This is a genomic window from Natronorubrum halobium, assembly GCF_051351675.1.
In the GTDB taxonomy this organism is placed as follows: Archaea; Halobacteriota; Halobacteria; order Halobacteriales; family Natrialbaceae; genus Natronorubrum.
The window spans coordinates 4,767,065-4,791,969 of the sequence record NZ_CP195595.1 but is presented as its reverse complement, the minus strand read 5'-3'; the positions used below and the strand labels follow the sequence as shown (position 1 = coordinate 4,791,969).

At 58.7% G+C, this 24,905-nt stretch carries 29 protein-coding genes and 1 pseudogene; 20 read left to right on the top strand and 10 right to left on the bottom strand.

What is annotated here, in order from left to right; genetic code table 11:
- The first annotated feature begins 113 nt into the window (after positions 1-113).
- The 3 genes from ACSFC7_RS23940 (at position 114) to ACSFC7_RS23930 (ending at position 2,318) form a co-directional block, all read left to right on the top strand.
- Positions 114-488, top strand: coding sequence for a translation initiation factor IF-5A (locus ACSFC7_RS23940; RefSeq protein WP_436345591.1), 375 nt, complete (start codon positions 114-116; stop codon positions 486-488).
- Positions 488-1,339: an agmatinase gene (gene speB, locus ACSFC7_RS23935; RefSeq protein WP_436345589.1), complete on the top strand. Its 852-nt coding sequence runs from the start codon at positions 488-490 to the stop codon at positions 1,337-1,339. The genes ACSFC7_RS23940 and speB overlap by 1 nt, the downstream gene beginning before the upstream one ends.
- Before the next feature lie 79 nt (positions 1,340-1,418).
- Entirely contained in the window at positions 1,419-2,318 is a 900-nt protein-coding gene (locus tag ACSFC7_RS23930) for an alpha/beta hydrolase (RefSeq protein ID WP_436345587.1), read from the top strand.
- Between the two features lie 34 nt (positions 2,319-2,352).
- Here ACSFC7_RS23930 and ACSFC7_RS23925 read toward each other — a convergent pair whose 3' ends face one another.
- On the bottom strand, positions 2,353-3,270 hold the full coding sequence (locus ACSFC7_RS23925) for an acetamidase/formamidase family protein (RefSeq protein ID WP_436345585.1): 918 nt from the start codon (positions 3,268-3,270) through the stop codon (positions 2,353-2,355).
- 273 nt (positions 3,271-3,543) lie between these two features.
- Between ACSFC7_RS23925 and ACSFC7_RS23920 the strand changes: the two genes are divergently transcribed.
- The 3 genes from ACSFC7_RS23920 to ACSFC7_RS23910 all read left to right on the top strand — a co-directional run bounded on the left by ACSFC7_RS23920 (position 3,544) and on the right by ACSFC7_RS23910 (position 8,286).
- Positions 3,544-5,994: a cbb3-type cytochrome c oxidase subunit I gene (locus ACSFC7_RS23920; protein WP_436345584.1), complete on the top strand. Its 2,451-nt coding sequence runs from the start codon at positions 3,544-3,546 to the stop codon at positions 5,992-5,994.
- 156 nt (positions 5,995-6,150) lie between these two features.
- Positions 6,151-6,918: a Nif3-like dinuclear metal center hexameric protein gene (locus ACSFC7_RS23915; protein WP_436345582.1), complete on the top strand. Its 768-nt coding sequence runs from the start codon at positions 6,151-6,153 to the stop codon at positions 6,916-6,918.
- 297 nt (positions 6,919-7,215) lie between these two features.
- On the top strand, positions 7,216-8,286 hold the full coding sequence (locus tag ACSFC7_RS23910) for a deoxyhypusine synthase (RefSeq protein ID WP_436345580.1): 1,071 nt from the start codon (positions 7,216-7,218) through the stop codon (positions 8,284-8,286).
- Between the two features lie 737 nt (positions 8,287-9,023).
- Here ACSFC7_RS23910 and ACSFC7_RS23905 read toward each other — a convergent pair.
- Positions 9,024-9,293, bottom strand: a complete 270-nt coding sequence (locus tag ACSFC7_RS23905; protein WP_436345578.1) for a PadR family transcriptional regulator — start codon at positions 9,291-9,293, stop codon at positions 9,024-9,026.
- A gap of 273 nt (positions 9,294-9,566) precedes the next feature.
- Here ACSFC7_RS23905 and ACSFC7_RS23900 point away from each other — a divergent pair, with 273 nt between their 5' ends.
- Positions 9,567-10,766, top strand: a complete 1,200-nt coding sequence (locus tag ACSFC7_RS23900; protein ID WP_436345576.1) for an NAD(P)/FAD-dependent oxidoreductase — start codon at positions 9,567-9,569, stop codon at positions 10,764-10,766.
- A gap of 189 nt (positions 10,767-10,955) precedes the next feature.
- Here the strand turns inward: ACSFC7_RS23900 and ACSFC7_RS23895 are convergent, their stop codons facing one another.
- Positions 10,956-11,438, bottom strand: coding sequence for an Lrp/AsnC family transcriptional regulator (locus tag ACSFC7_RS23895; RefSeq protein WP_436345574.1), 483 nt, complete (start codon positions 11,436-11,438; stop codon positions 10,956-10,958).
- 258 nt (positions 11,439-11,696) lie between these two features.
- On the opposite strand from ACSFC7_RS23895, the gene ACSFC7_RS23890 reads away from it, so the two are divergent.
- Together ACSFC7_RS23890 and ACSFC7_RS23885 are read left to right on the top strand one after the other, a co-directional pair.
- The gene (locus ACSFC7_RS23890) at positions 11,697-11,963 is read left to right on the top strand and encodes a HalOD1 output domain-containing protein (protein WP_436345572.1); all 267 of its coding nucleotides are present in this window, start codon (positions 11,697-11,699) and stop codon (positions 11,961-11,963) included.
- Positions 11,956-12,123 carry a DUF7576 family protein gene (locus ACSFC7_RS23885; RefSeq protein WP_436345570.1) on the top strand — a complete coding sequence of 56 codons (168 nt, stop codon included), beginning with the start codon at positions 11,956-11,958 and terminating at the stop codon, positions 12,121-12,123. The genes ACSFC7_RS23890 and ACSFC7_RS23885 overlap by 8 nt, the downstream gene beginning before the upstream one ends.
- Before the next feature lie 70 nt (positions 12,124-12,193).
- Here the strand turns inward: ACSFC7_RS23885 and ACSFC7_RS23880 are convergent, their stop codons facing one another.
- A complete protein-coding gene (locus tag ACSFC7_RS23880) occupies positions 12,194-12,583 on the bottom strand; it encodes a pyridoxamine 5'-phosphate oxidase family protein (protein WP_436345568.1) in 390 nt (129 codons plus the stop codon).
- 117 nt (positions 12,584-12,700) lie between these two features.
- Positions 12,701-13,444 (bottom strand): glycosyltransferase, encoded by a 744-nt coding sequence (locus ACSFC7_RS23875; protein WP_436345566.1) that lies wholly within the window; start codon positions 13,442-13,444, stop codon positions 12,701-12,703.
- A gap of 345 nt (positions 13,445-13,789) precedes the next feature.
- On the opposite strand from ACSFC7_RS23875, the gene ACSFC7_RS23870 reads away from it, so the two are divergent.
- From ACSFC7_RS23870 to ACSFC7_RS23855, 4 genes are all read left to right on the top strand, one after another.
- Entirely contained in the window at positions 13,790-14,008 is a 219-nt protein-coding gene (locus tag ACSFC7_RS23870) for a hypothetical protein (protein WP_436345564.1), read from the top strand.
- A gap of 229 nt (positions 14,009-14,237) precedes the next feature.
- Positions 14,238-14,741: a hypothetical protein gene (locus ACSFC7_RS23865; protein WP_436345562.1), complete on the top strand. Its 504-nt coding sequence runs from the start codon at positions 14,238-14,240 to the stop codon at positions 14,739-14,741.
- Positions 14,741-15,679 (top strand): tyrosine-type recombinase/integrase, encoded by a 939-nt coding sequence (locus tag ACSFC7_RS23860; RefSeq protein WP_436345560.1) that lies wholly within the window; start codon positions 14,741-14,743, stop codon positions 15,677-15,679. Before ACSFC7_RS23865 ends, ACSFC7_RS23860 begins: the two co-directional genes overlap by 1 nt.
- A gap of 251 nt (positions 15,680-15,930) precedes the next feature.
- Positions 15,931-16,239: a thiamine-binding protein gene (locus ACSFC7_RS23855; protein WP_436345559.1), complete on the top strand. Its 309-nt coding sequence runs from the start codon at positions 15,931-15,933 to the stop codon at positions 16,237-16,239.
- 94 nt (positions 16,240-16,333) lie between these two features.
- Here the strand turns inward: ACSFC7_RS23855 and ACSFC7_RS23850 are convergent, their stop codons facing one another.
- On the bottom strand, positions 16,334-16,480 hold the full coding sequence (locus ACSFC7_RS23850) for a DUF7563 family protein (protein ID WP_436345558.1): 147 nt from the start codon (positions 16,478-16,480) through the stop codon (positions 16,334-16,336).
- 188 nt (positions 16,481-16,668) lie between these two features.
- On the opposite strand from ACSFC7_RS23850, the gene ACSFC7_RS23845 reads away from it, so the two are divergent.
- The gene (locus ACSFC7_RS23845; RefSeq protein ID WP_436345557.1) at positions 16,669-17,328 is read left to right on the top strand and encodes a helix-turn-helix domain-containing protein; all 660 of its coding nucleotides are present in this window, start codon (positions 16,669-16,671) and stop codon (positions 17,326-17,328) included.
- A 100-nt stretch (positions 17,329-17,428) separates the two neighbouring features.
- The gene (locus tag ACSFC7_RS23840; RefSeq protein ID WP_436345556.1) at positions 17,429-17,704 is read left to right on the top strand and encodes a HalOD1 output domain-containing protein; all 276 of its coding nucleotides are present in this window, start codon (positions 17,429-17,431) and stop codon (positions 17,702-17,704) included.
- 52 nt (positions 17,705-17,756) lie between these two features.
- Here ACSFC7_RS23840 and ACSFC7_RS23835 read toward each other — a convergent pair whose 3' ends face one another.
- Entirely contained in the window at positions 17,757-18,317 is a 561-nt protein-coding gene (locus ACSFC7_RS23835) for a TATA-box-binding protein (protein WP_436345555.1), read from the bottom strand.
- Positions 18,318-19,032: 715 nt separating this feature from the next.
- The gene (locus ACSFC7_RS23830) at positions 19,033-19,362 is read right to left on the bottom strand and encodes a hypothetical protein (RefSeq protein WP_436345554.1); all 330 of its coding nucleotides are present in this window, start codon (positions 19,360-19,362) and stop codon (positions 19,033-19,035) included.
- A 187-nt stretch (positions 19,363-19,549) separates the two neighbouring features.
- Here ACSFC7_RS23830 and ACSFC7_RS23825 point away from each other — a divergent pair.
- Positions 19,550-19,825: pseudogene (locus tag ACSFC7_RS23825) on the top strand (PadR family transcriptional regulator).
- 21 nt (positions 19,826-19,846) lie between these two features.
- Here the strand turns inward: ACSFC7_RS23825 and ACSFC7_RS23820 are convergent.
- The gene (locus ACSFC7_RS23820) at positions 19,847-20,299 is read right to left on the bottom strand and encodes a DUF7344 domain-containing protein (protein WP_436345553.1); all 453 of its coding nucleotides are present in this window, start codon (positions 20,297-20,299) and stop codon (positions 19,847-19,849) included.
- A gap of 270 nt (positions 20,300-20,569) precedes the next feature.
- Between ACSFC7_RS23820 and ACSFC7_RS23815 the strand changes: the two genes are divergently transcribed.
- From ACSFC7_RS23815 to ACSFC7_RS23800, 4 genes are all read left to right on the top strand, one after another.
- Positions 20,570-20,878, top strand: coding sequence for a HalOD1 output domain-containing protein (locus tag ACSFC7_RS23815; protein ID WP_436345552.1), 309 nt, complete (start codon positions 20,570-20,572; stop codon positions 20,876-20,878).
- Positions 20,879-21,508: 630 nt separating this feature from the next.
- Positions 21,509-21,760 (top strand): hypothetical protein, encoded by a 252-nt coding sequence (locus tag ACSFC7_RS23810; protein WP_436345551.1) that lies wholly within the window; start codon positions 21,509-21,511, stop codon positions 21,758-21,760.
- Entirely contained in the window at positions 21,757-22,227 is a 471-nt protein-coding gene (locus ACSFC7_RS23805; RefSeq protein ID WP_436345550.1) for a nucleic acid-binding protein, read from the top strand. The genes ACSFC7_RS23810 and ACSFC7_RS23805 overlap by 4 nt, the downstream gene beginning before the upstream one ends.
- 329 nt (positions 22,228-22,556) lie before the next feature.
- Positions 22,557-23,597, top strand: a complete 1,041-nt coding sequence (locus tag ACSFC7_RS23800) for a hypothetical protein (RefSeq protein ID WP_436345549.1) — start codon at positions 22,557-22,559, stop codon at positions 23,595-23,597.
- A 442-nt stretch (positions 23,598-24,039) separates the two neighbouring features.
- Here ACSFC7_RS23800 and ACSFC7_RS23795 read toward each other — a convergent pair whose 3' ends face one another.
- Positions 24,040-24,849 carry a helix-turn-helix transcriptional regulator gene (locus ACSFC7_RS23795; RefSeq protein WP_436345547.1) on the bottom strand — a complete coding sequence of 270 codons (810 nt, stop codon included), beginning with the start codon at positions 24,847-24,849 and terminating at the stop codon, positions 24,040-24,042.
- Positions 24,850-24,905: the final 56 nt, after the last annotated feature.

Sequence of the window (24,905 nt, the reverse complement as noted above, 5' to 3'; positions counted from 1 at the left end):
GAGTCGCGCGCCACTCACCGGACGCTCGGGCCGGTTCGGACGTGTTAGCACACTGAACTCGCGCCAGCGTCCATTCCAAACGGTTTATGGCCGTCGGTTGATTACGCCGGGACATGGCGAAACAGCAGACCGAAGTTCGCGAACTCCAGGAAGGAAGCTACGTCATGATCGACGATGCAGCGTGTAAGATCAACGCCTACTCGACCGCCAAGCCCGGCAAACACGGCAGCGCCAAGGCTCGTGTCGAGGCCGTAGGTGTCTTCGATGGGAAGAAGCGTTCGCTCTCCCAGCCCGTCGACGCGAAGATCTGGGTCCCGATTATCGAGCGGAAAAACGGGCAGGTCGTCTCCGTCGACGGCAACGACATGCAGGTCATGGACCTCGAAACGTACGAGACGCTCACGATGCGCATCCCCGAGGACGTCGACGTCTCCCCCGACGAGAACATCGAGTACCTCGAGATGGAAGACCAGCGAAAGATCGTCTAATGTTTCCCGGGGCGACCGACGGACGCGAGGAATCCGACACGCGAGGCCGAACGGCCGACCGTGGAGGCGCGAACTTCGTGGTCGTCGGTGCGCCCCTGGACGTATCGACGACCTTTCAGCCGGGGACCCGCTTCGGTCCCCGACGCATTCGAACTTTTGCGGAGCCGTTCGACGACTACGACCACCGGACGGACCAGCACTTTTCCGACCTCGGCGTCGAAGACCGCGGCGACGTCCGCGCCTGGGACGATGCCGAGGCGTATCTCGACTACCTCACCGGGACGCTACGCGACGTCGTCTGGGACGACGCCGTCCCGCTGACGCTGGGCGGCGAACACACCGTCTCGCTCGCGGGCGCGCGCGCAGTCGAACCCGAGACCGTGGTCTGTCTCGACGCTCACCTCGACCTCTACGAGGCCTACGACGGGAACGAACTGTCCCACGCCGCCGTTATGCGGCGACTACTCGAGGTCGAGAGCGTCGAGGAGGTCGTCCTCCTCGGCGTGCGAACGGGCAGCGAGGCGGAGTGGCGGCGCGCGGCGGCCGACGACGTGACCGTCGTCCCGCCCGAAGCCGCCGCCGACTGGTCGGTCGGGGATCGGCTCGAGAATCGGGACGTCTACCTGAGCGTCGATATCGACGCGGCCGATCCGGCGTACGCGCCGGGGACGGGGACGACGGAGCCGTTCGGCCTCGAGTCCCGGGAGATGCGCGATATCGTCCGCGAGGTGGCACCCCACGCGAGCGGGTTCGACGTCGTCGAAGTCAACGATCGCGACGACGGGCAGGCCGCGTCGCTGGCCGGGAAGCTGGTTCGAGAGTTCGTCTTCTCCCACGCCGACGACCGGTAGCGACCTTCGGCCCCGTTTTTCGACCGGACGTCGCGTCTTTCGGCCCAGCGCCTTTGCACGCTCGTCCCGATCGGGCCGTATGGATGCGATGGACACCGCTCGAGGCCCGACGGTCCTCGTCCACCGCGAGATTCCGTTTCGCGAGACCGACGGCGGTCGGACGCTCGACCTCGACGTGTACCGGCCGCGTGATACCCCAGATTCTGCGACCGGTCGCGGCTCGAGTTCCGATAGCGACCGTCCGTCGAGTGCCGACGACGCCTCGAGCACGGACCGTCCGATCGTCGTCTTCGTCTACGGCGGCGGCTGGACCGACGGTGCGACGGGGCAGTTCGCGCGATACGCCCTTGACTTCGCCGCATCCGGGTGGCTCGCCGTCGAGTGCAGCTACCGGCTCGCGGACGAGGCGGCGTTTCCGTCCCAGATCGTCGACGTCCACGCCGCACTCGACTGGCTCGGCGAGCGCGCGGCCGAGTACGGCGGCGATCCCGATCGGCTCGCGCTCGCCGGCCACTCGGCCGGCGGCCACCTCGCGGCGCTGGCGTCGCTGACGCGCACGCATCCCGAGTTGACTCCCCCTCCGGCGAGTCGACCCGACGAGGTTCCGCCGGTCGCGGCCGTCGGGGGTGTCAGCGGGATCTACGACTTCGACCTCTCGGCCGACTCCCGCGAGGACTTCGCGGACCGCCTCGGCACCCGCGATGGCGACTGGGCGCTCGAGGACCAGCGACGGACGGCCTCGCCGGTCACGCACGTCTCCGCCGACGATCCGCCGGCACCGACGCTGCTCCTCCACGGCGCCGACGACGCGGTCGTTCCCGCCGCCCAGTCCGCGCGCTATCGAGACGTCCTCGAGTCGGCGGGCGCGCCCGTCGAGTGTGTGATCGTCCCCGACGGGGACCACGTCTTCCTCCACAGTTCCAGCGGGTATCCGGCGACTCGAGATCGGCTCCGGGCGTTTTTCGACGAGCACGTCTGAGCGGGTCACGCCGCTGGGGTGAGTTGCGACCGACTCAGAACGGCGACGACAGGTACGCCTTGGGAATCGAGTTCCGCACCGTTACCAGCGGATCGACCACCTGACTGATCTCGAGGCCGCCCACCAGACTCGAGAACAGGTAGGCGTCGGTCGCGTCGAAGCCGTGTTCGGTCTCGAGCAGCGCGATCGCGTCCCGGTTCGCGAGTTCGCAGGCCTCCTCGAGCGTCTCCGCGCTCGCGAGCGGTTTCCACGCGTCGGGCGTTTCGACCAGCGGTCGCCGGAGATCGACGTCGGTCGCGCCGCCGTCGATCACCTCGACCGTCACGTCGATCTCGGTCGCGACCTCCGAACCGGTGCCGCACATCTCGCCGTCGGCCATCGCGGCCTTGCAGTCGCCCATCGCGAGCATCGCGCCGTCCTGAAAGACGGGGAAGTAGATCGCGTTCCCCGCGGTTACGTCCGTCGAATCGAGATTGCCGCCGTGGTCGTGCGGAACGAGTGTCGTGTACGACGCCGAGTCAGGGGCGACGCCGATCGTTCCGATGACGGGGTCGATCGGGACCTCGAGGTCGTCGAACTCGAGGGTTGCGCCGTCCGCCGAAACCGGTGTCATTCGCGTGCGCGGCGCTTCGATATCGTCGTAGCCGTCGAGCAGACCGAAGCCGTCGATGGTGATCACCCGGCCGCGGGCTTCGACGATCCGGATCTCCTCGATCTCGACGCGGAGGACGTCGCCCGGCGTCGCCTCCTCGAGCGCGATCGGTCCCGTCGCGGCGTTGACCTCCTCGGGGACCGATTCGATCACGTCCGACTCGGCTTGCACCGCGCCGTCCAGGCTGTCTCTCGTCTCGATCGTCAGTTCCGCGCCCGACTCGACCGTGGCGAGCGCCTCGAGATCGGGCGTGAACTCGTAGATCGCTCCGTCCTCGTGAGAGACCGTCTCGCGTGACATGCGTGCAGCTATCAGCGGACAGGGTAGTAAATCGATCCCTCGAGGGACTCTCGGCCGTCTATCGACCACCACTATCATCCCCTTGCACATGCGCCACACACCTTGATACGGGGATTGGGTGTGGAAATTTCCGACTATGGAATTCCCGGTTCGTCCGTCTACGAGGTGGCTGCCACGTCGGCGCATCCAGCGACGACGATCGCTTCGATCGCACAGCCAGCATCGAAGAGACGGGGTCGACGATCCGATCGGCACCCGCCGAGGGGTGTGCCGATGAGCGACCTGCCCCCGATGACGTCCGTCAAGCGGTGGCTCGTCACGACGAACCACAAGGACGTCGGGATCCTCTATCTGGTGACGGCCCTGTTCTTCCTCCTGTTAGGTGGCGTCCTCGCGTTGATCTTCCGCGTCCACCTCTGGGAAGCGGGTGGAACGGGGCTTCTCTCGGGCAACGAGTTCAACCAGTCCGTCTCCATGCACGGACTGTTGATGGTCTTCTGGTTCCTCTCGCCGATCGCGACCGGCTTCGCGAACTATCTCGTTCCGTTACAGATCGGTGCGAAGGACCTCGCGTTCCCGCGGCTGAACGCCATGAGTTACTGGTTCTACCTGTTCTCGGGCATTCTGGTCGCCATCTCGTTCTTCCAGGGACGCGCGTTCGCGGGCGGCTGGTACATGTACGCCCCGCTGAACGTACCGATGTACCATCCGGCGATGGAGGCGACGACCGGCGGGAACGCGACGATCCTCGCGCTGATCCTGTTCGTCTTCTCGATCACGATCGGGTCCGTGAACTTCCTCACGACGATTCACCGCTCCCGCGCCGAGGGACTGGGACTGTGGAACATGCCGCTGTTCACCTGGTCGTGGCTGCTGACCATTTGGATGATGCTGTTCGCGTTCGCCGCGTTGCTCGCGGCCCTCCTGCTCCTCGCGTCAGATCGGGTCCTCCTCACGCAGTACCTGGCGACCGATCAGGGGTCGAGTCTGCTGTGGGCGCACCTGTTCTGGTTCTTCGGCCATCCGGAGGTGTACATCGTCTTCTTCCCCGCGCTGGGGATCATGTTCGAGACGTTCCAGACGTTCACCGGCCGTCGACTCGTCGGCCGAAAGTGGGTTATCATCGCGATGGTTCTCGTGGCCGTCCAGTCCTTCCTGGTCTGGATGCACCACATGTTCCTGACGACGATCAACCTCGAGATCAAGACGCTGTTCATGGCGACGACGATCGGGATCTCGCTGCCGTTCGACCTGATGGTTTTCGCGCTGATCTACACGATGGTCAAAGGGCGGGTTCGGTTCACGACACCGTTTCTCTTCTCGCTGGGAGCGCTCGTGCTGTTCATCCTCGGGGGCATCACGGGAGTCTTCCTCGGCGCCGTGGTGCTGGACTACGAGTTCCGCGGCACCTACTGGGTCGTCGCCCACTTCCACTACGTGATGGTCTCGGGGGTCACCGCACTGATCGCCGGCCTCTACTACTGGTGGCCGAAGATCAGCGGAAAAATGTACTCCGAGACGCTCGGCAAACTCCACTTCGCGGTCTACTTCGTCGGGTTCAACCTGCTGTACTTCCCGATGTTCCTCGCCTGGGAGACGCCGCGCCGCGTCTTCAACTACGGCGAAGGGGTGCAGATCTACCATCAGATGGCGACCGTCGGGGCGTTCGTCCTCGGCGCGTCGTTCCTGCTCATGTTCTTCACGTTCGCGAAGAGCTGGGTTTCGGGTCCCGACGCACCCGACAACCCCTGGGAATTCTCCCGCACCGCCGAGTGGGCGATCCCCTCGCCTCCGCCGCTCGAGAACTGGGACGGCCGCCCGAGCTACGCCAGCGGCCGTCTCGAGTTCGTCGACGAGACGTCGGCGACGACCGACGGTGGCGTGGTGACCGAGGAGGTGAGTCAGACCGAACACGCGGATCACGCAAGCATCTGGCCGCTCGGCATCGGGGCCGGGGTCTTCGTGTTCTTCCTCGGTCTGTCGGGACTGACGCCGTACGTGCTCGAGTTCGCCCAGGCGCGCGGGCTCGAGGACGCCGATACCGCCGCCGAGCCGAACGTCCTGTATCCGATCCTCACCGCGGTCGGAGTGGCGATTCTCGGGTACGCGCTCTTCGAGTACGGCCGTGAGCGGTTCGACGCCCCCGAGATGGCGATCGCCGAGCGCTGGCCGTTCGAGGGCGTCGGAACCACGAAACTCGGCGTCTGGTTCTTCTTAGCGTCGGACGTCGTCGTCTTCGGGGCCGTGATCGGCGCGTTCATCTTCATGCGCCTGCACATGGGCTGGGGTAACTGGACGAAAGTTCCGTTCGCCTCCTGGCCCGGCCTGCTCAACACCTACATCCTGCTCACCTCGAGTTTCACGGTCGTCCTGGCACTGGTGTTCGCCGAGCGCCAGAACAAGCGGGGGCTGCTCGGCGCGATGGGCGCGACGATCCTGCTCGGATTGGCGTTCATGGGCGTGAAGGCCTACGAGTACAGCGTGAAGTTCTCCCACGGCGAGTACTGGTGGTACGGGCTCGAGTACACGGTTTACTACGTTACGACGGGGTTGCACGCCCTTCACGTGATTTTCGGCTTGCTCATCGCCGTCTTCATGATCTACCGGATCGCGAGCGTCGACGCCTATCTCGAGGACAACCGGCCGGTCGAGTTCTTCGGACTCTACTGGCACTTCGTCGACATCGTCTGGGTCTTCCTGTTCCCGCTGTTCTACCTGATGTGACGGCAGACTGGGGCCAGTACAGGTCTCGGACGTTCGATCGGTACGGGGTTCGCTCGCCGCGTTCGATCTCGTTCGTCCGCCGTATCCGCTCGGCGTCGACGGGTCCCCGACGCGGAACCAGTCGAATACAAGGACCTCGGTGGGCAACCTCGGGTCATGGAGCTCGCCACGTTCGTCGACCGACTCGACGAGGAACTGCGCACCGACGACTACGCCGACCTCGACGCCAGCGCGAACGGCCTGCAGGTCGGAGCCGAGAGCGGCGCAGTCGACCACGTCGCCTTCGCCGTCGACGGCGTCGACGCGACGTTCGAGCGCGCGGCCGACGCCGGCGCCGACGTGCTCGTCACCCACCACGGCATCTCGTGGGGCGGCTTCGACCGCGTGACCGGCCGCACCTACGACCGGATCGAACCCCTGATCGCGAACGACCTCGCGCTGTACGTCTCGCACCTCCCGCTCGACGGCCATCAGGAACTGGGCAACGCCGCCGGCGTCGCCGACGTGCTCGACCTCGAGGACCGATCCCCCTTCGGCGAACTCGGCCCGGAGTACATCGGCCAGCGCGGCGCTGCAGCCGACGCCTATACGATCGACGAGCTACGAGAACGGCTCGAGAGCACGCTCGAGACCGGCGGCCAGCCGGTCCGAACCCTCGAGTTCGGTCCCGACGAGATCGAGGAGATCGCGATCGTCACCGGCAGCGGGACCGACTGGCTCGACGAGGCCGTCGAGGCGGGTGCGGACGCGCTGATTACCGGGGAGGGAAAACAGAAAGCCTTCCACGAGGCTCGCGAGGCCGGCATCCACGTCGTGCTCGCCGGCCACTACGCGACCGAGACCTTCGGCGTGCGGGCGCTGCAGGATCTCGTCGAGGAGTGGGATCTCGAGACGACGTATCTCGAGGTTCCGACCGGACTCTAGCGGTGGCGGTCGACCTCGAACGTCCCCTCGAGGTCGACCTCGAGCGGTGTCGAGGAGTTCCGTCCTGACCGAAACCGTTCATCGTGTTGTCGCATTCGAACGGCAGCATGTGGCAGGAGAAGTAACGGGGCGCCGAGTTCTGGAGATGAGCGACGGGTCGCCGGTCCTCGGTGAGTCGAGTGATAGATCGTCGGGACGCCACTGGGGTGCAGGCGTTCGATCCCGCTCGTCGAACGTCGGCGCGACCGAAACGACGGAATCGCGACGTTCAAACCGCTGGCTCGTGGACCCACTGGTATGAGCGACGAGCACGATCACGGCAGCGATGGCGACGGCGAGGCGGACGGAGACGGCCACCACGATCCAGCGCGAGAGACCTTTTCGCACGATCCGATCGGGCACGCGGAGGCCCGTGCGGGAATGACCGTCGGCGAACTCGCCGACGAGTACGGCAACGCCGGCGTCGGCGCAGCGGATCTCCACGAGGCCGTCGGCATCACCGAGTCGATGTTCGACGACGACGTAACCGTCTTTTTCTCGCTCGCAGGCGCGATGGTCCCCACGGGCATGCGCCGGATCGTCGCCGACCTGATCCGCGAGGGCCACATCGACGTCCTCGTGACGACCGGAGCGAACCTCACCCACGACGCCATCGAGGCGATCGGCGGGAAACACCACCACGGAGAGGTCCACGCCGAGGGGAAGACCGAACGCGAACACGACGAGACGCTGCGCGACGAGGGCGTGGATCGGATCTACAACGTCTACCTCCCACAGGAGTTCTTCGCCGACTTCGAGGGCCACCTGCGCGAGGAGGTCTTTCCGGTGCTCGAGGCGGAGTGCGAGGAATCCGGACCGGTCTCGATCCAGCGGCTCACCGAGGAACTGGGGCGAGCGAACGCCGAGGTCAACGACCGCGACGACGTCGATGAGGGCCCCGGCATCGCCGCCGCGGCTTACGAGAACGACGTTCCAATCTACTGTCCCGCCGTGCAGGACTCCGTGCTCGGCCTGCAGGCCTGGATGTACTCCCAGACCGGCCCGTTCTCGCTCGACGCGCTGGCGGATATGACCCCGCTCACCGACATCGCCTTCGACACCGAGGAAGCCGGCGCGTTCGTCGTCGGCGGCGGCGTTCCCAAGAACTTCACCCTGCAGACGATGCTCGTCACCCCCGGTGCCTACGATTACGGCGTCCAGTTGACGATGGATCCCAAACAGACCGGCGGTCTCTCCGGCGCGACGCTCGACGAAGCCCGCTCGTGGGGCAAATTCGAGAAGGACGCCGAGAACGTCTCGGTCTACGCCGACGCGACGATCACGTTCCCGCTCGTGGTCGCGGCCGCACTCGAGCGACTCGAGGGATAGACGGGGCGCTCGAGAGGATTCGGATGCTGATCGTTCCACGTTGTGGTGGCGCGCGCGAGGCCGCGGCGAGCGACCAGCGAGGCGCGGGCTGAAACTGCGCGAGGTCGTCGCGAGTAGTGCGGGACCGAAGGTCCCGCAGACCATGCGAACGGGCGCTGCGAGGCGGTTGCACCGCCTCGAGTTCGTGGCGCGTCGCGCCGCGCACGGCCCGTGAGCAAATATCACGAGCGACTGCGTGGAAGACGCGAAGCGTCTTCCTGTGGATGAGCGAAGGAACAACATGACTGAGCGAACCGGCTGGGGAGGGCGCGGCGATTCCTTGCCGCCAGCATGAGCAGGACGCTCTTCGTCGGGGTTTTCACACGGACCCGTATTCCACCAGATATGCTGGTGGAATTTGGAGCAACTGGGAGGAACGTAGTGTCTCTGCTATCGTGGCAACGGGGATTGCCACGTCCTCCCCAACCGATTCGTTCGGTCGCTCTGCTCCCTCACTCATCCCTCGCGCAGTTTCGAACCACAGTTCGCTGGTCGCTCACTGCGGTTCAGCACGCGCCACCGCACACCGGTGTCGCAGCTGATGCGATCGCCCCGCGCTCGTCGCGAGTCGCGCGGGACCGAAGATTGCGGACCGCACAACGGGCCGAACGCCCGCGAACAGATGCAACGAGCGACTCGAGAATCAGTAGCGCTCGGTAACGCTGGCTCCGGGTTCGGATCGACGGCCGGTCCGCTGTTCAAATGTACTGCTGTTTCCACTGCTGGCGTTCGTCGATCGTCCGGCGCCCCTTCTCGGAGATGTCGTAGTAGTTCGTCCGCCTATCGTGTTGGCCTTTGTCGACCAGCTCTTTGTTGACGAGCGTGTCGAGATTCGGATACAGTCGCCCGTGATTGATGTCCGATCGATAGTACGATTCTATCTCCGATTTTACATCTTGGCCGGACGGCTGGTCGGCGCCGGCGATCACGTACAGGAGGTCTCGTTGGAATCCGGTCAGATCGTCCATTGTCTGTTACTCGACTAATCACAGTACGAACGGGGTATTCGTAATCCAGCACATACGCCGTGTCGAGTCCGGTTACAGTCCCCTTCAGAGACCGGAACGGTCCGTATCCGCTCCCTACTGACAGTAGCCACCGGAATACGAGGCTGCAAACACCACTCCGTTGAAACGTTTGTGTCCGCAGGGTTCCGATCCGCTCCGACCGGGACCGAACCGGGAGTCAGGAGGCATACTCACGCCACAGGATCAACACCCTTCGACGCACACGACTCCGTAATGACCGATCGCTCGATCCCCGTCTACGAGGTCGTCGTCGTGGGAGGCGGCCCCGCCGGCCTGACGACAGCGCTGTACACCACTCGTCTCGGCCATCGAACGGCCGTCTTCGAGAAGGAAGGCGGCCGCCACGCGGCGGTCAGCCACGTCCACAACCTGTTGGGCGTCTCCGAGAACGTCTCCGGGCGGGAACTGGCGTCCCACGCGGTCGACCAACTCGAGCACTACGGCGGCGACTTCTACCCGGACGCGGTCGAGTCGGTGACTCGGATCGAGGACCACGCCGACGGGTCCGGTGCCGTCGATGCTGACGACAGCAGTGCCACCGATTCCGGCGAACCCAGTGAGACCGGTTCCGACGGGAGCGACGCGGACGGGCCCCGATTTCGACTCGAGTCGACCCACGCAACGGTCGACGCCGACAGGGTCGTCTTCGCCACCGGCTTTCGGGACCGCAGCCCGGACGTGCCGGACCTCGAGCGCTTTACGGGCCGCGGGCTCCACTACTGTCTGCACTGCGACGCGTACACGCTGGGCGACGGGCCCGTCTTCGTTCTCGGACACACGGAGAGCGCGGCCCACGTCGCGATGGCGATGTGCAACTTCACCGCCGACGTCGACCTCCTGGTAGACGACCGCGAACCCGAGTGGGACGACGAGACGAGCGCGCAACTCGAGGGCCATCCGATCGACCTGATCGACACGGCCGTCGTCTCGGCCTACGAAGACGACGGCATCGACAACGACGAACCGCCCTGGATAGGCGGCCTCTCGTTCGCTGACGGCACCGAACGGGACTATCTCGGCGGCTTCGCGATGTACGGCTCCGCATACAACGCCGATCTGGCAGCGGATCTCGGCTGTGCGCTGAGCGACGAGGGGGCGATCGACGTCGACGAGCGACGGGAGAGCAGCGTCGACGGGGTCTACGCCGTCGGCGACGTCACCCACGGCCAGAACCAGACCACTATCGCCATCGGTGACGGGGCCTACGCCGGGCTGGCGATTCACAAGGACCTCCGGACGTTTCCGAAATCGGTCGATACGCTCGAGAGCGAACGCGAGGCCGAGACCAGCGACGAAGCCCCGCTCGAGGACTCGGTCCCCGGAAGCGCGCCCGATCTGCGAGCCCAGATGCGACGCGTGCGCGAGATGGATCTCCATCCGGGGCTCCGCGAGCCGTCACCCGGTCGCGAGTGATCGGCTCGCGTTCACCCGGCGTCTCGCTCGAGCGGGTGCGCTCGGTCGACGGTCGATCACTCGTCGATCGAACCGACCGGTTTCCGTTGCTCGTTCCAGTCGTCGTCTCCGGGTTCGAGAACTAGCTCGCGTATCCACCTCGATCAGTTTCTCCCGTCTCTCGAGCAGTTTCTCCCGTCTCTCGAGCAGCTACTCCTCCTCGTCGACTAGCTCCAGGACCGACACGTAGTCGAGGGGGGTGGCGTGTTCGGCCCGGATGAGGTTCTCGTCGTTGATCTCGAGGGACAGCTCGTCGAGCTGTTCGGCCACGTGTGTGATGTTCTCGTCTTCGGCCCCGACCGCTTTGATGTGCAGATTCTCCTGGCCGGTCATCAGTTCGGTCACTTCGACGACCTGTGGAAGCTTCATCGCCTCCTCGGCGACCCCGGCGCGGTCGCTGATGCGTGCCGTACAGCTGAAGTGAAAGTGGAGACGGAGTCCCGTCCGGTCGTAGTCGACGGTCGTCGTGTACCCGGTAATGATGCCCTCCTCCTCCAATCGATCCATCCGGTTGTGGATGGTGTTGTCCGAGACGCCGATCTTCTCGGCCAGTTCGATCGCCTTGTACTGAGCGTTTTCCTGGAGGTAGTTGAGCAACTGTCTGTCTACGTCGTCGATCTGATACGCCGTCATAGCTACACTTTTCGATTGACGCCTATGTGGCTGACGATATTCCACTCCTTCACCGCTTTGAGTTCGATATTTTCGAGGCTATAGCATAACGTGGGAATACTCGTACACTCTCTCGCCTCATTTAAGTCATTCTCCGGCCAGTGTGAAATTTCCACCTATTAGGTCCGTATTATTCGACGATCGATCTTTTAAGCGCTAATCGTGGAACTTTCGAAGATAAATCCCTGAGTTTTTATACTCGCGCAGCCATGTATTGCTGTGAAACACGCACCTGTCGCGACGACGTCGACACCGTACTCTCTCGAACCTGACACGATCACTGAAGCGGTTTTCAGTGCCGTCGGCGACGCGGAACGGGTGTCCCCGCTGGAGTTGCAACCGCTGACCACCGCTATCGATCCGGACGCTCTGGAGGCACTCTTTCGAACGAGTACGGGAGCCACGACCATCGAATTCGACTATCACGGCTATCGAGTGTGCGTGTCCAGTGACGAGCGGGTTACTGTCCGTGTCTATAATGACTAGCGAGAGACCGGAGTTTTGGAACTATTGTGCCCACTGTGGTGCTGAGCTCGGCCTCGACGACTGGCCTCCGGTCGTCGAACTCGTCCACGATATCGACGATCACAGCATCTATTCGTTCTGTGACGACGGGTGTAAGGCGGCGTGGAACCGCAGCGAGTAGCAGGTGATTCGACGGACGGTTGCCGGAACTAGGCTATCTGTGACCGAACGGTACGGCCTCGCCTTTCTCGTCAGTACGTCCGGTAACTCGCCGAGCCTACGTCGATCCGAACGAGCGTGTTCTCCGCGTAGGCCTCCGGCTCCGCGTCGTACTTCTCGTTGATCAGCCGGCGCGCCTCGGCCGTGTCGGACTCGTCGTCGACGACCGTCGCCGTGCCGAGCAGCGTCACCATCCAGCGCGTCTGGCCCGCGTCGTCAGCCTGAATCGAGAGCGAAACGCGGGGGTTCTCCCGAACGTTCGCCAGTTTTCGGCCCGTCGTCACGATCTCGACGACTCCGTCGTCCGCCACGTAGCGGTACCAGACGGGAGCGACGTGCGGTCGACCGCCGACGCAGGTCCCGAGATGGGCCATCAGCGGCTCGCTCTCGAGCAGCCGTTCGGCTTCTGAGGGAACCGTCACAGTGAGTAACCCGACGGCGATCAGCAAAAGCGGCCGCCATGGTGGTGCCGAGGCGTGGCTCCTCGAGGCGATCACGCGGGATCGGTACCGATTCGTCGATCGTGCCAGCCGCTGATATCACGGCGCGGACTCGCCGGTCCTCGACCGTCGAATCCGTTCGACGTCCAGGGTCGCGTAGTGCCAGAGCGTGCCGGTCAGGCCGTCCTCGGCAATCCGGCGGCCGGAGCTCTCGACTAACACCGTGGGGCAGTACCCCGTCGGATACCGGCGAGCGAGCCGACGGCTGAACGCGGTATCCTCGTTCGGAATATTCGGGAAGCCGCCCAGTTCGTCGAACGCCTGTCGGTGGACGACGCAGTTGAATCCGGGAAGAATGGGGTACTCGAGTCGCGGGAAGACGTGGTTGATCGCCGCCTCCATCAGCATCGCGCGTCGCGGGCCGCTGATTCGGCAGTAGGAACTGGCGGCCGCGAGCCCGTTCGCCTCGAGATAGCCGAGCAGTTCGGTGAGGTAGTTCGCCCGGAGTTCCGTATCGGCGTCGACGAACGCGAGCCACTCGCCGGTCGCGGCGGCCGCACCCAGGTTTCTGGCCTGAGCGATGCTCGAGTCGGCGTCCTCGAGAACGGTCGCGTCGTACTCTCGAGCGATCGCCCGCGTCTCGTCCGTCGAGCCGCCGTCGACGACGAGCACATCGTACGCGTAGCTCGTATCCAGCGCCGCGATGCTCGCGAGCGCGGCCCGAAGGTAGTCGGCCTCGTTCCGCGTCGGGATCACGAAGCTCACGTCCGGCCGGTCGTGGCTCGCGGGTTCGTCGGTACGATCGTCGATTTCGGCAGCGGTCTCGTCGGGGTCACCAACCATCGAAACGTCTACTCGAGAGGTCTCGCCCGTATCGTCTTAATTTGTGGGTGTGTACCCGAGCGCTCGTGGGGCTGCGGTGGACCCTTGGGGATGGGTGGCTCCGCTTCGGGACTGTGACCGGCCCGTCGTGGGAATCGTCGTCTCGAGTCGACTGTGCGAGTTGCTACCTCGTGTCTTACTTTCACACGAGTTTCGACGGCAGAATTATCTATCATGAACTTTTATAACCACGGAGCCTGAAGAGGGGAGTACAGATGTCGGTCGTACACGTAGTAGCGTAAACTCGCCCTTCTCTCCGACGAGTCCCAGTACCGCCTTCCGACGACATAACACCATCCGACCGACATGAGCACACAACACCTGCAGACCCGGACCGAACGACAGCGCGATCGACCGACGAACCGAACTCGAGCGACCCCCGCCGAAACTGCGGCCCTCACGACGGACCCGCGGACGGCCACCGACCGTGCCCCCCTGACGTTCTCGAACCGGAATCGGGCGCGACTCGAGAACCTGATCGACGAGTTCAACACCGCGTTCGCGGGCGATGCGGACGGGTCGTAACGGGACGGCTACCTCCTTTCGTGCGTCGGCTTCGTGCGGATTCGCTCGCGCAATCCAAACCGTCTTTTGAGTGACTGCACTACGTCCGAATGGCCGATGACGATTCACTCGCTCCGAGCCGGACTCGGCACCCGGTGGTGACGAGCCCTATGAGTGCCGAGGCCTTCGAACCGCTGTTAGATATTTAAGCGTCGTTAGACAAACGTCCAATAAGACGAGGTTGGTTTAAATGACTGGTTGGCAAACATCCACCGGTGTCAGTGACGACACCGTGCAGGTACAGCTCTACACCCCAAAATCACTCAAAAAAGACTGGCAAGACGAAGCCGAGAACCGCGACGAATCGATGAGCAGCTACCTCCAAGAACTAATTCAAGAAGCACGGTTCCTCCGACAACAGGGCCAGCTCCAGATCGGCGATCGACGTCAAGTCGAACAACTCCAAGAACGCATCCAAGAACTGGAAGCCCAACAACAGAAAGGCGACTCAAAGCCGCAGATAGCCACTCCCGATCAACTGCCGAGCGAACTGGTTACCCCCGACGACGTGAGGCAGGTACTTACCGGCAACTACACATCACTTGATCAGTTGCTGGACACACTCCTAAATCAGCAAACGGTCCAATCCCGGATCAAACAACACTTGGAAGCCGAGCTATACAGTCTGGGCGAGCAGGGTCAAGCAGCCTTCCGCCGTGGCAACGGCTGGAAACACTTGGGAGGTAGCCAGTAATGACCGACGACTGGTACTCGAAAGTCTTCGAAAACAAGCACGACGTAGTGAACGACTTCCTGGAACGGAAAGCAGATATCGGCCGCAGCGACCGCACCCTGAACACGTACAGCCGCACACTGCAGAAGTTCTTCCACGAACACTTCCCCGAACTGCACCCAGAAGAGGTCGAAGTCCTGCATATCGAGAAATACCTGCACATCCTCAACAACCGCGATCTGAAGCAGAATACGAAACGCCGGTACCTGGAATCCCTCAGTGCGTTCTTCTCCTGGGCAATGAAACGACCTAGATACAATATCACTGGGAATCCTGCCGGGGTGCTTCTGGAGGAGCTACCGAAACAGATCAATGACCGGCCGGACTGTGCGACATGGGAGAACGCGAAAAAGATCGTCCAAGCTACCGACGATCCACGAGATAAGTTAGTTACAGCAATATTAGCGAAAACCGGGTGCCGCGTGGATGAAGCTCTCTCAATCAAGTACGATGACTTGCTCTTAGAGGACGGATTCATCCGGCTCCGTGTGCGGAAAGGCGGGAAACAAACTGTAGTACCGATTGATGAGGAACTCGAGCAAGCGATCGAACGGTACCAGTTTGTATCCTCTCGAGACGATGAGTATCTCTCCCCATCGATCTACGGGAACAAACTGGGGAAGGAGCGGATGCGGCGAAGCGTCCGCAGTGCAGCCGTCAAAGCAGATGTGATGGAGGAAGGTGAAACCCGATTCCAGAAGAAGTTCACACCGCATACCTTCCGAACCGTGTTCACCACACTGATGCGAAATCAGGGTATGAAGGATCACTTCCTGCAATATATTCGAGGGGATGCTGAACAAGAGACGATGGACATCTACACCCGTGTCGACCGGGATGAAGCCCGTACAGAGTACTTGAAATACATTAAACCGCTAGATTTGATGATTATTTCCTGACTATCCTCTTCAATTTTCGAGCTTAGAGGTTCTGGGAGGACGGTAGGCAGGAAAATCTGTCTCTGACACGGCCGGTGGACGGGGTATCTCTACAGCTATGCGGTGTTTTAACAATGTATCTAAAAGGCCTTAAATCAGATATACAGACAGAAGTTTTGATAGCTCCGAATCTCTATTGACACTGTTCTCGTACTGCAACCGTGCTCCGTGGGGTAGCCGACCCCACCAGGCACATTTAGAGGTGAAAACTCATGACTGTCATTGCCAGATTCGAGGTCATCCCAGTCCACGACGGAAGCCTGTCCGAAGACATCGCACAGGCCATCGATGCACTTGATGAGTACGATATCTCATACAAAATGACCGCGACAGACACGGTCATTGAAGCCAACGAGGTTGATGAGGTATTCGAAGCAATCCAGGCCGCACATAACGCAGTTGAGGCTGATCGAATCATCACATCCGTTGAGGTTGATGACCAGGGAACGGATCAGCACGCCGAGGACCGTGTCAAATCCGTGGCCAGCGTGCTTGGCCGCGACCCAGAGAAGAACATGTAGCGTGGATCCGACAGCCCTGAGAGGCCTCGTGCAGTACGACGCTGCTTATTTCGACTTGCATAAGATGATGTGATCGGTTTGTGATTAGACAAGGTTACGTCTGCTCTGACGACACACCACTCCCAACCTGTAGCTCTCGATAAGTCATACAGTTCGGACAGCCGTGGACCTCGCCATCAATACCGAACACTCGGATAAAGTCCCGGGTGATAAACGCGTCACAGTCATTACAATGAGGCATATGTTATCTTTCCACGTCGACCCTTGTATAACGTGATGAGATCAACTGCCACAGTTACATTCGCGGCAGACTGGCAAAAATATGGTTCCTGAGTTATCATCTTCTTCCATGGTATTTTGTTCTCGATAGATACGGAAACAAATCGACTTCAAAATACTTTTCCTGATCCTTGCTGGCATGCCACATGCATGGTAGCGAGTTATATCGCTGAAATCACAGTTAAACATCCAGACCTTACATTAACTTCGACACTTGATGCCGTGCCAGACCTCCATATCGAAATCGAATCTCAACCAGCAACATCCTCTGATTCGCCGGTGTTATTTTACTCAGTAAAGACACCCTCATATCAAATATTTGAATCAGAGCTTGACTCGGATTCTACAGTAGCTGATTGGGAATTTATATCTAAATTCAATGACCATCGTATCTATCGTGTACGTCTTAGTTCCGAGGTGAAAGTTATCACACCAGAAATGACTGAACGTGGTTTGCGTATTCTTGATGTTGTAAATGCTGATAGCGGATGGCGGCTTCGATTACATGCGGCAGATAGGAGCCAACTTGCGAACTTTCAGACGTATTGTGAACAAGAAGATGTGGAGTGTCGAATAAATAAGATATACGGTGACGATGATCAGAATAAAACTGCAGGAACAGGTGTTCATATTCAACTAACTGACCGCCAGCACGAAGTCGGTCAAACTGCAACGGAGATGGGTTATTTTGACCCGGAGGGGGCCGACGCTGAAGAGGTTGCCGAGGAGCTTGGCATTACACCATCAACCCTGTCCTCGCATCTGAGAACAATCAAGGCAAAGATGTTCAAGCAACACTTTAGTTCATGATTAGTAGCTGGTAGAACTTCTTCTCTTTATGCCCCTATTTAACCGACCGCATAGTGCTGCGGTAGATTTGAGAGTGACTATGCCGAAATGCCATCTGTTAATGCCTCAAGCGACGTATCACCAAGGGCAGTCTACACCGAATCTGGGTGCGAAAATTGTTGAAGAAATTGCTGATCGTGAAGGAACAAGTCCTACCCAACTATCACCACCTCTGCATTCTGTAATTGATCCTGATGCATTGAATTCACTTTTTCAGTCGACGGCTTCGGCAGATCTCGACCGTGAAGGGAGTGTTTGTTTCACCTATTGCGGATACAACGTGCATGTTGATAGCAATGCTAATATCACCACGGAATCGATTGATGGGACGGAGTGATACTGTTGTGAAACAAGGAGAATCTGTTTTCTGACTCAGTCTCAGGCTGATATCACTCAAATAGGCCTAAGTCCGTGAGCCTGGTTTCAACGGCGTTAGTTGCCCGGGTCACATCCTCAGTAGTCTTAGCCCCAGTGACGACGGCTTTCCCACTTCCAAAGAGCAATACGACGACTGATGGTTCATCAAGACGGTACACTAACCCTGGGAACTGTTCCGGCTCATACTCAATATTCTCGAGTCCAAGACCGATGGCGATCGCATTCAAGTTGAGCCGGTTACCGAAGTCAACGCTTGCAACGATATTCTGCACTTCAATTGGAGGTGATTCAACAACATCAATTCCAAGATCTCGCAAAGCGTCGAAGACAATGCTAAGTGATCCGCGTGCTGCCTCTTCGCTGTTTGCCCCGGTACAGACAATCTTTCCCGACCGAAAAATGAGGGCAGCAGCTTTCGGGTCCTGTGTCCGGTATACAAGCCCAGGAAAGTGCTCAGGATCATAGTCAGCTTCCCCAAGATCAAGTCCTAACTGTTCAAGATTCAGCTCTTGCTCGATACCCGTCGACGCAACAACGTTCTGAATTTCAATAGTCTTCGCTGGTTCAGTCACGTTGTAAAGGTATCTCTAGCGAACCAGTATCAAGCTAGCACTCTCTAATTATGAAAGATAGTTCTGAAAACTACTTTCTTGGAAGGGCTATCAAAACCGTATCGTGATGGCTTTCTCTGTTATCGGTGATGCTTTCAAGACTTCTTCCTCCCTGCCAGAAACCAATGGTTTCCCTTCCCATCGGAATTGAGGATTTAGATGCTCTACCGGACCATACAGAGCAACTGGAACAGCTGAACGCAAAGCCAGAGATCGATGGCATCCTCCCCCGTCACTTAGGCAATAGTGATCTCGGCCGATTCGTACCCGGGTTCACACTCGTAGCTGGTCGAACAGTCCAGTTCCACTGCCTCGATGAAAAGGAGGGTAAGTTCACCTTCCAGAAATTATACGAGTTTCAGGCCAAGCAAGATGTCGAAATCTGGGAGACGCTTTGGAACGGCAACATCGCGTTTTCATGGCCGTATCGCCGGGAATCACACATTCACCGATCTGGATAAGGAGGAGGAAGTTGAGAAGTTAGAGCGTAGGTGGACCAACTATATAAGGATTTGAACCGGTGACCACTCGGTATCTCACACATCCTCCGTTCTATCAGGATGTGTTATGAGCCGAGGGCTCTCACCAGACTAAGCTAAAGGCCCGTACAGGTGATAAGTTGAAGGAATTCCATAGCTCTTGCTATTGACGATCCAAGGACCAACTCTCTACCTGTCTACCGGTCAGAGACGCCGTAATTAACGTGAATGGTCGGCGTACTCGATGACTCAGGGGCTTCAACACCATTCCAATCAACGGCTCGGATATTCGCACATTCTCCCGAAAAATAGAACCGCTGGACACCGACATCAATCAAGCCTTCTGCTACCCCACCAGCTACAACTGTAGCTTCTTCAACAGGATTATCAGCAGCCATTTCAATCCCACCAGAAACCGAGATCTCAAAATTCGAGGGTACACCGCGTCCAACAATCGTTACAAGATTTGGGAGTTGACTATCCTCAGAAGTACCGGTCTGTTCCTTTTCCATAATGTTATCGGACATACACCTGGAACTCGAGCAGCTCAGTATAAGCTTTCTTGTAGGTAGAATAGCGAAATAGCAAGAAACTCGGCAATCCCAAAATTGGGAGAATACCAGTAAGTAACCTTGGGTAGTACGTTCTATCTATAAGTCATATACTGGCATATAAAAGGGTGATAACAAATACTCTATCCAGTGAGAACGGAGTATGGACGATCTGACATGGTTTCAACGCGACCTGCTGTACGTGATCGCAAGCGACGAACAGCCATCTGGCCAAGATGTCAAGGATGAGATTGAACAATACTATAGCTCAGAAATCAATCATGGTTGACTGTATCCAAATCTGGATACTCTTGTCAACAAAGAGTTAGTCGAAAAAGGCCAGTTAGACCGTCGAACTAACTACTATGCTATTACCAGCGACGGGAAAGAACGCATCCAAGAACGCCGAGAGTGGATAGAACAGTATATTAATTTTTGAACATTCTTTTTGTTAATTATGTTACGATGACTGATCCGATGGTGAATCAATTTTGGCAGATAAGCGGAGAAAACCATCTAAAAGAGATGGTGGATTAGAGTAGCGAACCGCCTTGCTTCGCTGATCGTATTCAATAAAGCCAGCATCCGCTAATGCTGGGAGTTCAGCGTGTATTAGCTGGGACTTCATATTGTCCACATCCTTGGTTTTTACTTTCTCTGGTGGAACTTCTTGTACCATTGCTGTGACCGTGGTCGCCAACGAATCAATATCGCTTACCTCATTTTCCTGCATCTCGTACAGGATATATCTCCTGCGCTGACTGGTGAGTGTTTGAAGGATTCTCTCTAATTTCTTGTGTCCGATGTCGTCCGCATTTTGTCCGCCATCTTGTGCTGTGTCTTTCACCTCGTTTACTGCTGGTGGTTTTTCTTTCTTCTCCTCGTCTCCCCTACAGAAGTCATCGTCGGACATATATTTGAATACTATATACAAGCTAATAGATATTGGGGGGTGATACCAATAGACGTCCTTCAGCGAGAGTCAAGTCTTCCTGATGTTCGATTTGTACCTCTACAGATGTTTTGATAAACGGGAGATCCAATATTCTTAATGTCGTATCATGTATGTGAGAGGAAACCTGATAAAAGGAGTTTGATGGAAACGCTTGAACACCATAACCAGTAATGCTGCTTCCCACGTGATTTGGTAAGCCTTTTATGTCGGGTTGTGGGACAGCTGTCAATGCCTGAGATGAGCGCCCAGAATAACACGATAGGAGTTTCAGAGAACTCACTAAGTTCTATCACAAGTGAGTGGAACCAAGATTCGGAGAATACACCGGTATTTGCAGTTGTCTCAGCAGTTGCAGAAGTTGAGGGGGCAGACCCGGTTGAACTGCCGCCACTCTATGAGGCAATCGATCCTGAAGCATTGAACGATCTGCTTACGTCTCGGCCTGAACCTGTTACAGTATCGTTCCAGTATGCTGGATACGATGTCGACGTGCGTGGGAGCGGTAAGGTTGTAGTCCAGGCATCTTACGAATCCTAGTTATCTCGCAGTAGTTGGTAACACGTTTATTTATTAGACTTGGTTCTGAAAATTCGTTCGGTATAGGGAAAGCACACGGTGTAGCAGTAATATTCTGAGTCTCGCTCTGAATTACGGATGAGCAATCACTGGAGAATAGCGTCGTCGTACTCCGCGATTTCAACCGATCCACAGGACGGACACTTCCAATCGGTCGGTTCAAGCATTGTCCCACAATCTCGACACTCATAGATGACGTCATCGTCGGCAACAAACCACCCCCGAACCGCGGTGGTATACGACATACAGACCTCTCACAAAACAGTCGTAAAAGTTGTTGGCCTTTCACCTGCTTGCCTGATCGTCCACTTTGATCTCAGTACTCGAGCGTTCACTTTGCCCACGTAGTTACCGAACCGCCCAATTCACATCAGCCCTATTTCTGAATAAAGAAATCATGCCATTATCTACTGCTCGAGTTCGCTGGTACATGTACATCGTTCCTGTTCGAGTGCAGAGGCCACCGATTTTTGTCGATAGACACTGTCTCTGAGCGTATCCGGTCGTGGCTACAGTTGACAGAGGGCCCGGTCGCGCGCTCACTGGACAGTCAGACACGGATTTAAGAACGTTGCCGACTTATCGCACGGTATGGCCGCAGATATTTCCGACCGGGTCCGAGAGATCGCGGAGGGTCGCGGCCTTCCAGAATCCGAGGTTTTCGAGCGGGCCCTCGAACGGGGTCTCGAAGATCTCTGGGAGGATCTCGTACTCGCGCAGTACCTTGACGGGGAACTCGAACGTGAGGTGGCTATCGAACATGTCGGTCGGACGAAGGTAGAGCGCGTCGAACAGGAGCGAGCGGTCATCGAGGAGGACGTCGGCTGGGGCATGAACGCGTGACGCTCGCGGCCGTCTCGGACACGGGACCGCTCATACACCTCGTCGAAATCGATTCACTCGAGTTGCTGGATGCGTTCGACACGCTCCTCGTTCCAGAGACGGTGTACGGAGAGATCGAGGCTGGTGGCGTTCCGGACGGGCTACCCAGCCTCTCGTACGAACTCGTCGAAGCCGACGAGCGCCGGATCGGAGCTGCGGACCTGGACGCCGGAGAACGCGCTGCGATAGCTGTCGCAAACGAGCGCGAGGTCGTACTACTGACCGACGACCTCGCGGCACGCGAAGCGGCATCCGAAGCCGGCATCGAAGTACACGGCTCTATCGGTGTCATTGCGCTCGGTTATGGCCGCGGATTGCTCGATAGAGACGAAGCGGTATCGCGTATGCGGGCACTCCAGCGCGAGACGAGTCTCTTCGTGACCGAGGCGGTCGTGGAGCGCGGTATCCGCATGCTGGACGAGCAGTAACGGATCGAGCGGCGCCTATCGCAGCTCTAATCACATTCACTATGGATAGTAGACACGTCGTGAGTGCTGAGGCCTCATCTCTGACAGTGGACCTGCGCCGTCACTTACATCGGATTTCACGAGTACTGCCGCGCTTCAACCCTTGTTCACCGGCTATTTATCAAATCAGCCACTAGCTACTCGCAGTTATTTTCCGTACAGATGCTATGATCTGCAAAACCCGTCAGTCGGGTATCTTTCGTTTCTTCGGTAATCCGCTTCCTCACCAGTTTCTGCGCTGAACTGAGTAGTCCATAAAGTACATTACACCAACAGATAATGGGACTGTAATGTATCTCTATACACCGGACGAAATCGATAGAGAACGTGCTCATCACCAGGCAGTTATTCAGGGAGCAGACGATTTAGATGTCAAACGGATCGGAAATCTCGGTGAACTCGCATTCGAGCAATTCTGTCGCGAATACCTCCCCGTCGAGATGTGGGAGTGGGAAAACGAGGAAGCCATCCGACGCTGTAATTCCGAGAGTTTCTCCGGCTACGACTTCGAGGTCTTCGGCTACGAAATTGACGTGAAAACCTCGAGGGACGTCTCTGCGTTTCGTCCGGCGAACATGCTCGAGAACGATCCGGACGACGATATCATCGTGATGGTCTGGCATCGCGACAACGAAGACGCGTTGATCCTCCTCGGATGGGAGCGAACTGAGACGCTCAAGTCGAAAGTCAAAACGCAGGCGGCATACTCCGGTGAGGAACCGGAGAAACTTGCGCATCTCGCTGCACGTCCGATGAACGAGTTACAGGATCTGGGGCCGAACACGGCCCACATGAATCAGAAGCCGCAGAACCCGTTCAAACCCGGCGATCGGGTGGTGAAAGCGGAAGATACCAATGCATCAGTTGCGGTGGTCGTGGAGGTACTCCCACCGGAACAGGACGTCAATCTTTACGGGCAGACGATGGATGGCGAAGCAGTCAGTGTCGCGTTTCCGAATATGCTCGATGACGGTCCTGGAAACTGGCGCGAAATTCATCCAGCGAAGCTCGCATCCTACTGTGATGACCAGGATATCAAGCTTTACACCTACAAACACACAAATCTTGAACACGCGGAGAACCCCTTTACGCCGGGTGACTACGTCATCAAACCGGATTATACCGATCCGGATCTCGCAGTGGTTCTCGAGGTTGCAGAAGATAACGACGAAGACCGAGAGATCACTATTGCGTTTTGCAAACATCTCGAGAAGGAATTCGACGACCAGGCGGACATGCTACCAGCCGACCTCAGGTCACGCTGTGATGCGGCTGATATCAACTCCTACTCGTACGAATACGACGAACTCGCCTTCAAACCCCAATACTGATCGGCACCATCTGCTGTCGGTCTCGAGATGTGGTAGGGGTTAGAATCGAGCAGGTAGCGGTCGATCGATATCACTCAGTCTATCTCGCTGTGCTTCGAATCACCCGGACTCTGTGGTGCGATACTCGTAATTCGTTCCTGTTCGAGTGCCGAGGCCACCGGTTTACACGCATTACTCCTCGTTCTTCCACGAAAATCTGGACAGTTGATGGCTTCAGTATCGAAGTGCGGTATCCCCGAGTGTTCCGCTTGTACGCTTCGCCCACACCGGCTGAGAGAGTACCATCGGTGCAGATGATGGCGGGATCACCGCAGTACGCCACAGCCCGCACATATCAGCGTGGATACCTGGTTTCGATCGAGGTAGTCCGTTCGAAAACCAACGGGTGCCCGGCAGTTTCTCGTCCCTCCCGCGTCGACGGTCGCAAGCCCTATCAGGCGCGTTACCCGCTGGACTCTGCCGAACCGGACGGCAATCGAGAGAGGTCGATCTCCTCCGTAAGGAGAGACGCTTCGGTGCAGTATCTAGCGTAGACGTCCTCGGCCCACTCGCGTGCGGTTGGCGAATCCGTATCGACGTACGTGCGCAACAGACCGGTCTCATCGTCGTAGACGCCGACTCCGATCCGTTCGTCACAGAGCGTCAGTCCGAACGGGAGGTCGTCGTGGACCCAAAACGTCAGATTTCCGCTCCCGATGGCTGTACGCGCCCGTTCCGGGTTCGACGTAAGGAGTTCTTCGACCACTGTCAACGGATAGACGGCCTCGGTTTCCATCCCAGCGTTGATGCGGTCGTACAACTCGTCCACGTGTAGCGGGTTGATGGAGGCTGGGTCGAGACCCCGCAACGTCTCGGTCGTTTTCACCAGCGACATGAATCGATTCACCGGACGATAGGGATTCCCGGGCGCAGCGGTCGTCACTGTCGCACCCGCGAACGCCTCGAGATCGATGTCGATGTCGTGAGGGGCGGTCGCTCGGAGGATCGGGGCGAGTTCCCACGCTGTCTCGAGAGTCGACTGAAACTCGGCGACCTCTTCGGCAGTCACCTCACCCAGCGGCGTGAGGACGAACTCGCTACCGGTGCGTTCGATCAAGCCGCTGTCCCTGAGCGATCGGGTGAACCGGTGGACGGTCGACCGAGAGACGTCCAGGTGCTGCTCTAACTCTCGCCGATCTATCCCGCCCTCCTCGCGCAACGCGTCGAGAACCGGCTTTTGCCTGATGAGTTCGATAAGTCCCTCGGTATCCATTCACACGCTAAAAACAACTCATGATGATATTAAGTCCACTGGTCATCGTCGATTCC

Coding starts and splice junctions, on each gene's coding strand:
- ACSFC7_RS23895 (WP_436345574.1), bottom strand. CDS start 11,438: ATGACGGCGTATCAGATCGACGACGTAGACAGACAGTTGCTCAACTAC.
- ACSFC7_RS23850 (WP_436345558.1), bottom strand. CDS start 16,480: ATGCCTCATTGTAATGACTGTGACGCGTTTATCACCCGGGACTTTATC.
- ACSFC7_RS23860 (WP_436345560.1), top strand. CDS start 14,741: ATGACCGACGACTGGTACTCGAAAGTCTTCGAAAACAAGCACGACGTA.
- ACSFC7_RS23855 (WP_436345559.1), top strand. CDS start 15,931: ATGACTGTCATTGCCAGATTCGAGGTCATCCCAGTCCACGACGGAAGC.
- ACSFC7_RS23915 (WP_436345582.1), top strand. CDS start 6,151: ATGGAGCTCGCCACGTTCGTCGACCGACTCGACGAGGAACTGCGCACC.
- ACSFC7_RS23910 (WP_436345580.1), top strand. CDS start 7,216: ATGAGCGACGAGCACGATCACGGCAGCGATGGCGACGGCGAGGCGGAC.
- ACSFC7_RS23940 (WP_436345591.1), top strand. CDS start 114: ATGGCGAAACAGCAGACCGAAGTTCGCGAACTCCAGGAAGGAAGCTAC.
- ACSFC7_RS23925 (WP_436345585.1), bottom strand. CDS start 3,270: ATGTCACGCGAGACGGTCTCTCACGAGGACGGAGCGATCTACGAGTTC.
- ACSFC7_RS23900 (WP_436345576.1), top strand. CDS start 9,567: ATGACCGATCGCTCGATCCCCGTCTACGAGGTCGTCGTCGTGGGAGGC.
- ACSFC7_RS23930 (WP_436345587.1), top strand. CDS start 1,419: ATGGATGCGATGGACACCGCTCGAGGCCCGACGGTCCTCGTCCACCGC.
- ACSFC7_RS23905 (WP_436345578.1), bottom strand. CDS start 9,293: ATGGACGATCTGACCGGATTCCAACGAGACCTCCTGTACGTGATCGCC.
- speB (WP_436345589.1), top strand. CDS start 488: ATGTTTCCCGGGGCGACCGACGGACGCGAGGAATCCGACACGCGAGGC.
- ACSFC7_RS23885 (WP_436345570.1), top strand. CDS start 11,956: ATGACTAGCGAGAGACCGGAGTTTTGGAACTATTGTGCCCACTGTGGT.
- ACSFC7_RS23830 (WP_436345554.1), bottom strand. CDS start 19,362: ATGTCCGATAACATTATGGAAAAGGAACAGACCGGTACTTCTGAGGAT.
- ACSFC7_RS23840 (WP_436345556.1), top strand. CDS start 17,429: ATGCCTCAAGCGACGTATCACCAAGGGCAGTCTACACCGAATCTGGGT.
- ACSFC7_RS23800 (WP_436345549.1), top strand. CDS start 22,557: ATGTATCTCTATACACCGGACGAAATCGATAGAGAACGTGCTCATCAC.
- ACSFC7_RS23810 (WP_436345551.1), top strand. CDS start 21,509: ATGGCCGCAGATATTTCCGACCGGGTCCGAGAGATCGCGGAGGGTCGC.
- ACSFC7_RS23795 (WP_436345547.1), bottom strand. CDS start 24,849: ATGGATACCGAGGGACTTATCGAACTCATCAGGCAAAAGCCGGTTCTC.
- ACSFC7_RS23865 (WP_436345562.1), top strand. CDS start 14,238: ATGACTGGTTGGCAAACATCCACCGGTGTCAGTGACGACACCGTGCAG.
- ACSFC7_RS23920 (WP_436345584.1), top strand. CDS start 3,544: ATGAGCGACCTGCCCCCGATGACGTCCGTCAAGCGGTGGCTCGTCACG.
- ACSFC7_RS23845 (WP_436345557.1), top strand. CDS start 16,669: ATGGTAGCGAGTTATATCGCTGAAATCACAGTTAAACATCCAGACCTT.
- ACSFC7_RS23820 (WP_436345553.1), bottom strand. CDS start 20,299: ATGTCCGACGATGACTTCTGTAGGGGAGACGAGGAGAAGAAAGAAAAA.
- ACSFC7_RS23815 (WP_436345552.1), top strand. CDS start 20,570: ATGCCTGAGATGAGCGCCCAGAATAACACGATAGGAGTTTCAGAGAAC.
- ACSFC7_RS23875 (WP_436345566.1), bottom strand. CDS start 13,444: ATGGTTGGTGACCCCGACGAGACCGCTGCCGAAATCGACGATCGTACC.
- ACSFC7_RS23870 (WP_436345564.1), top strand. CDS start 13,790: ATGAGCACACAACACCTGCAGACCCGGACCGAACGACAGCGCGATCGA.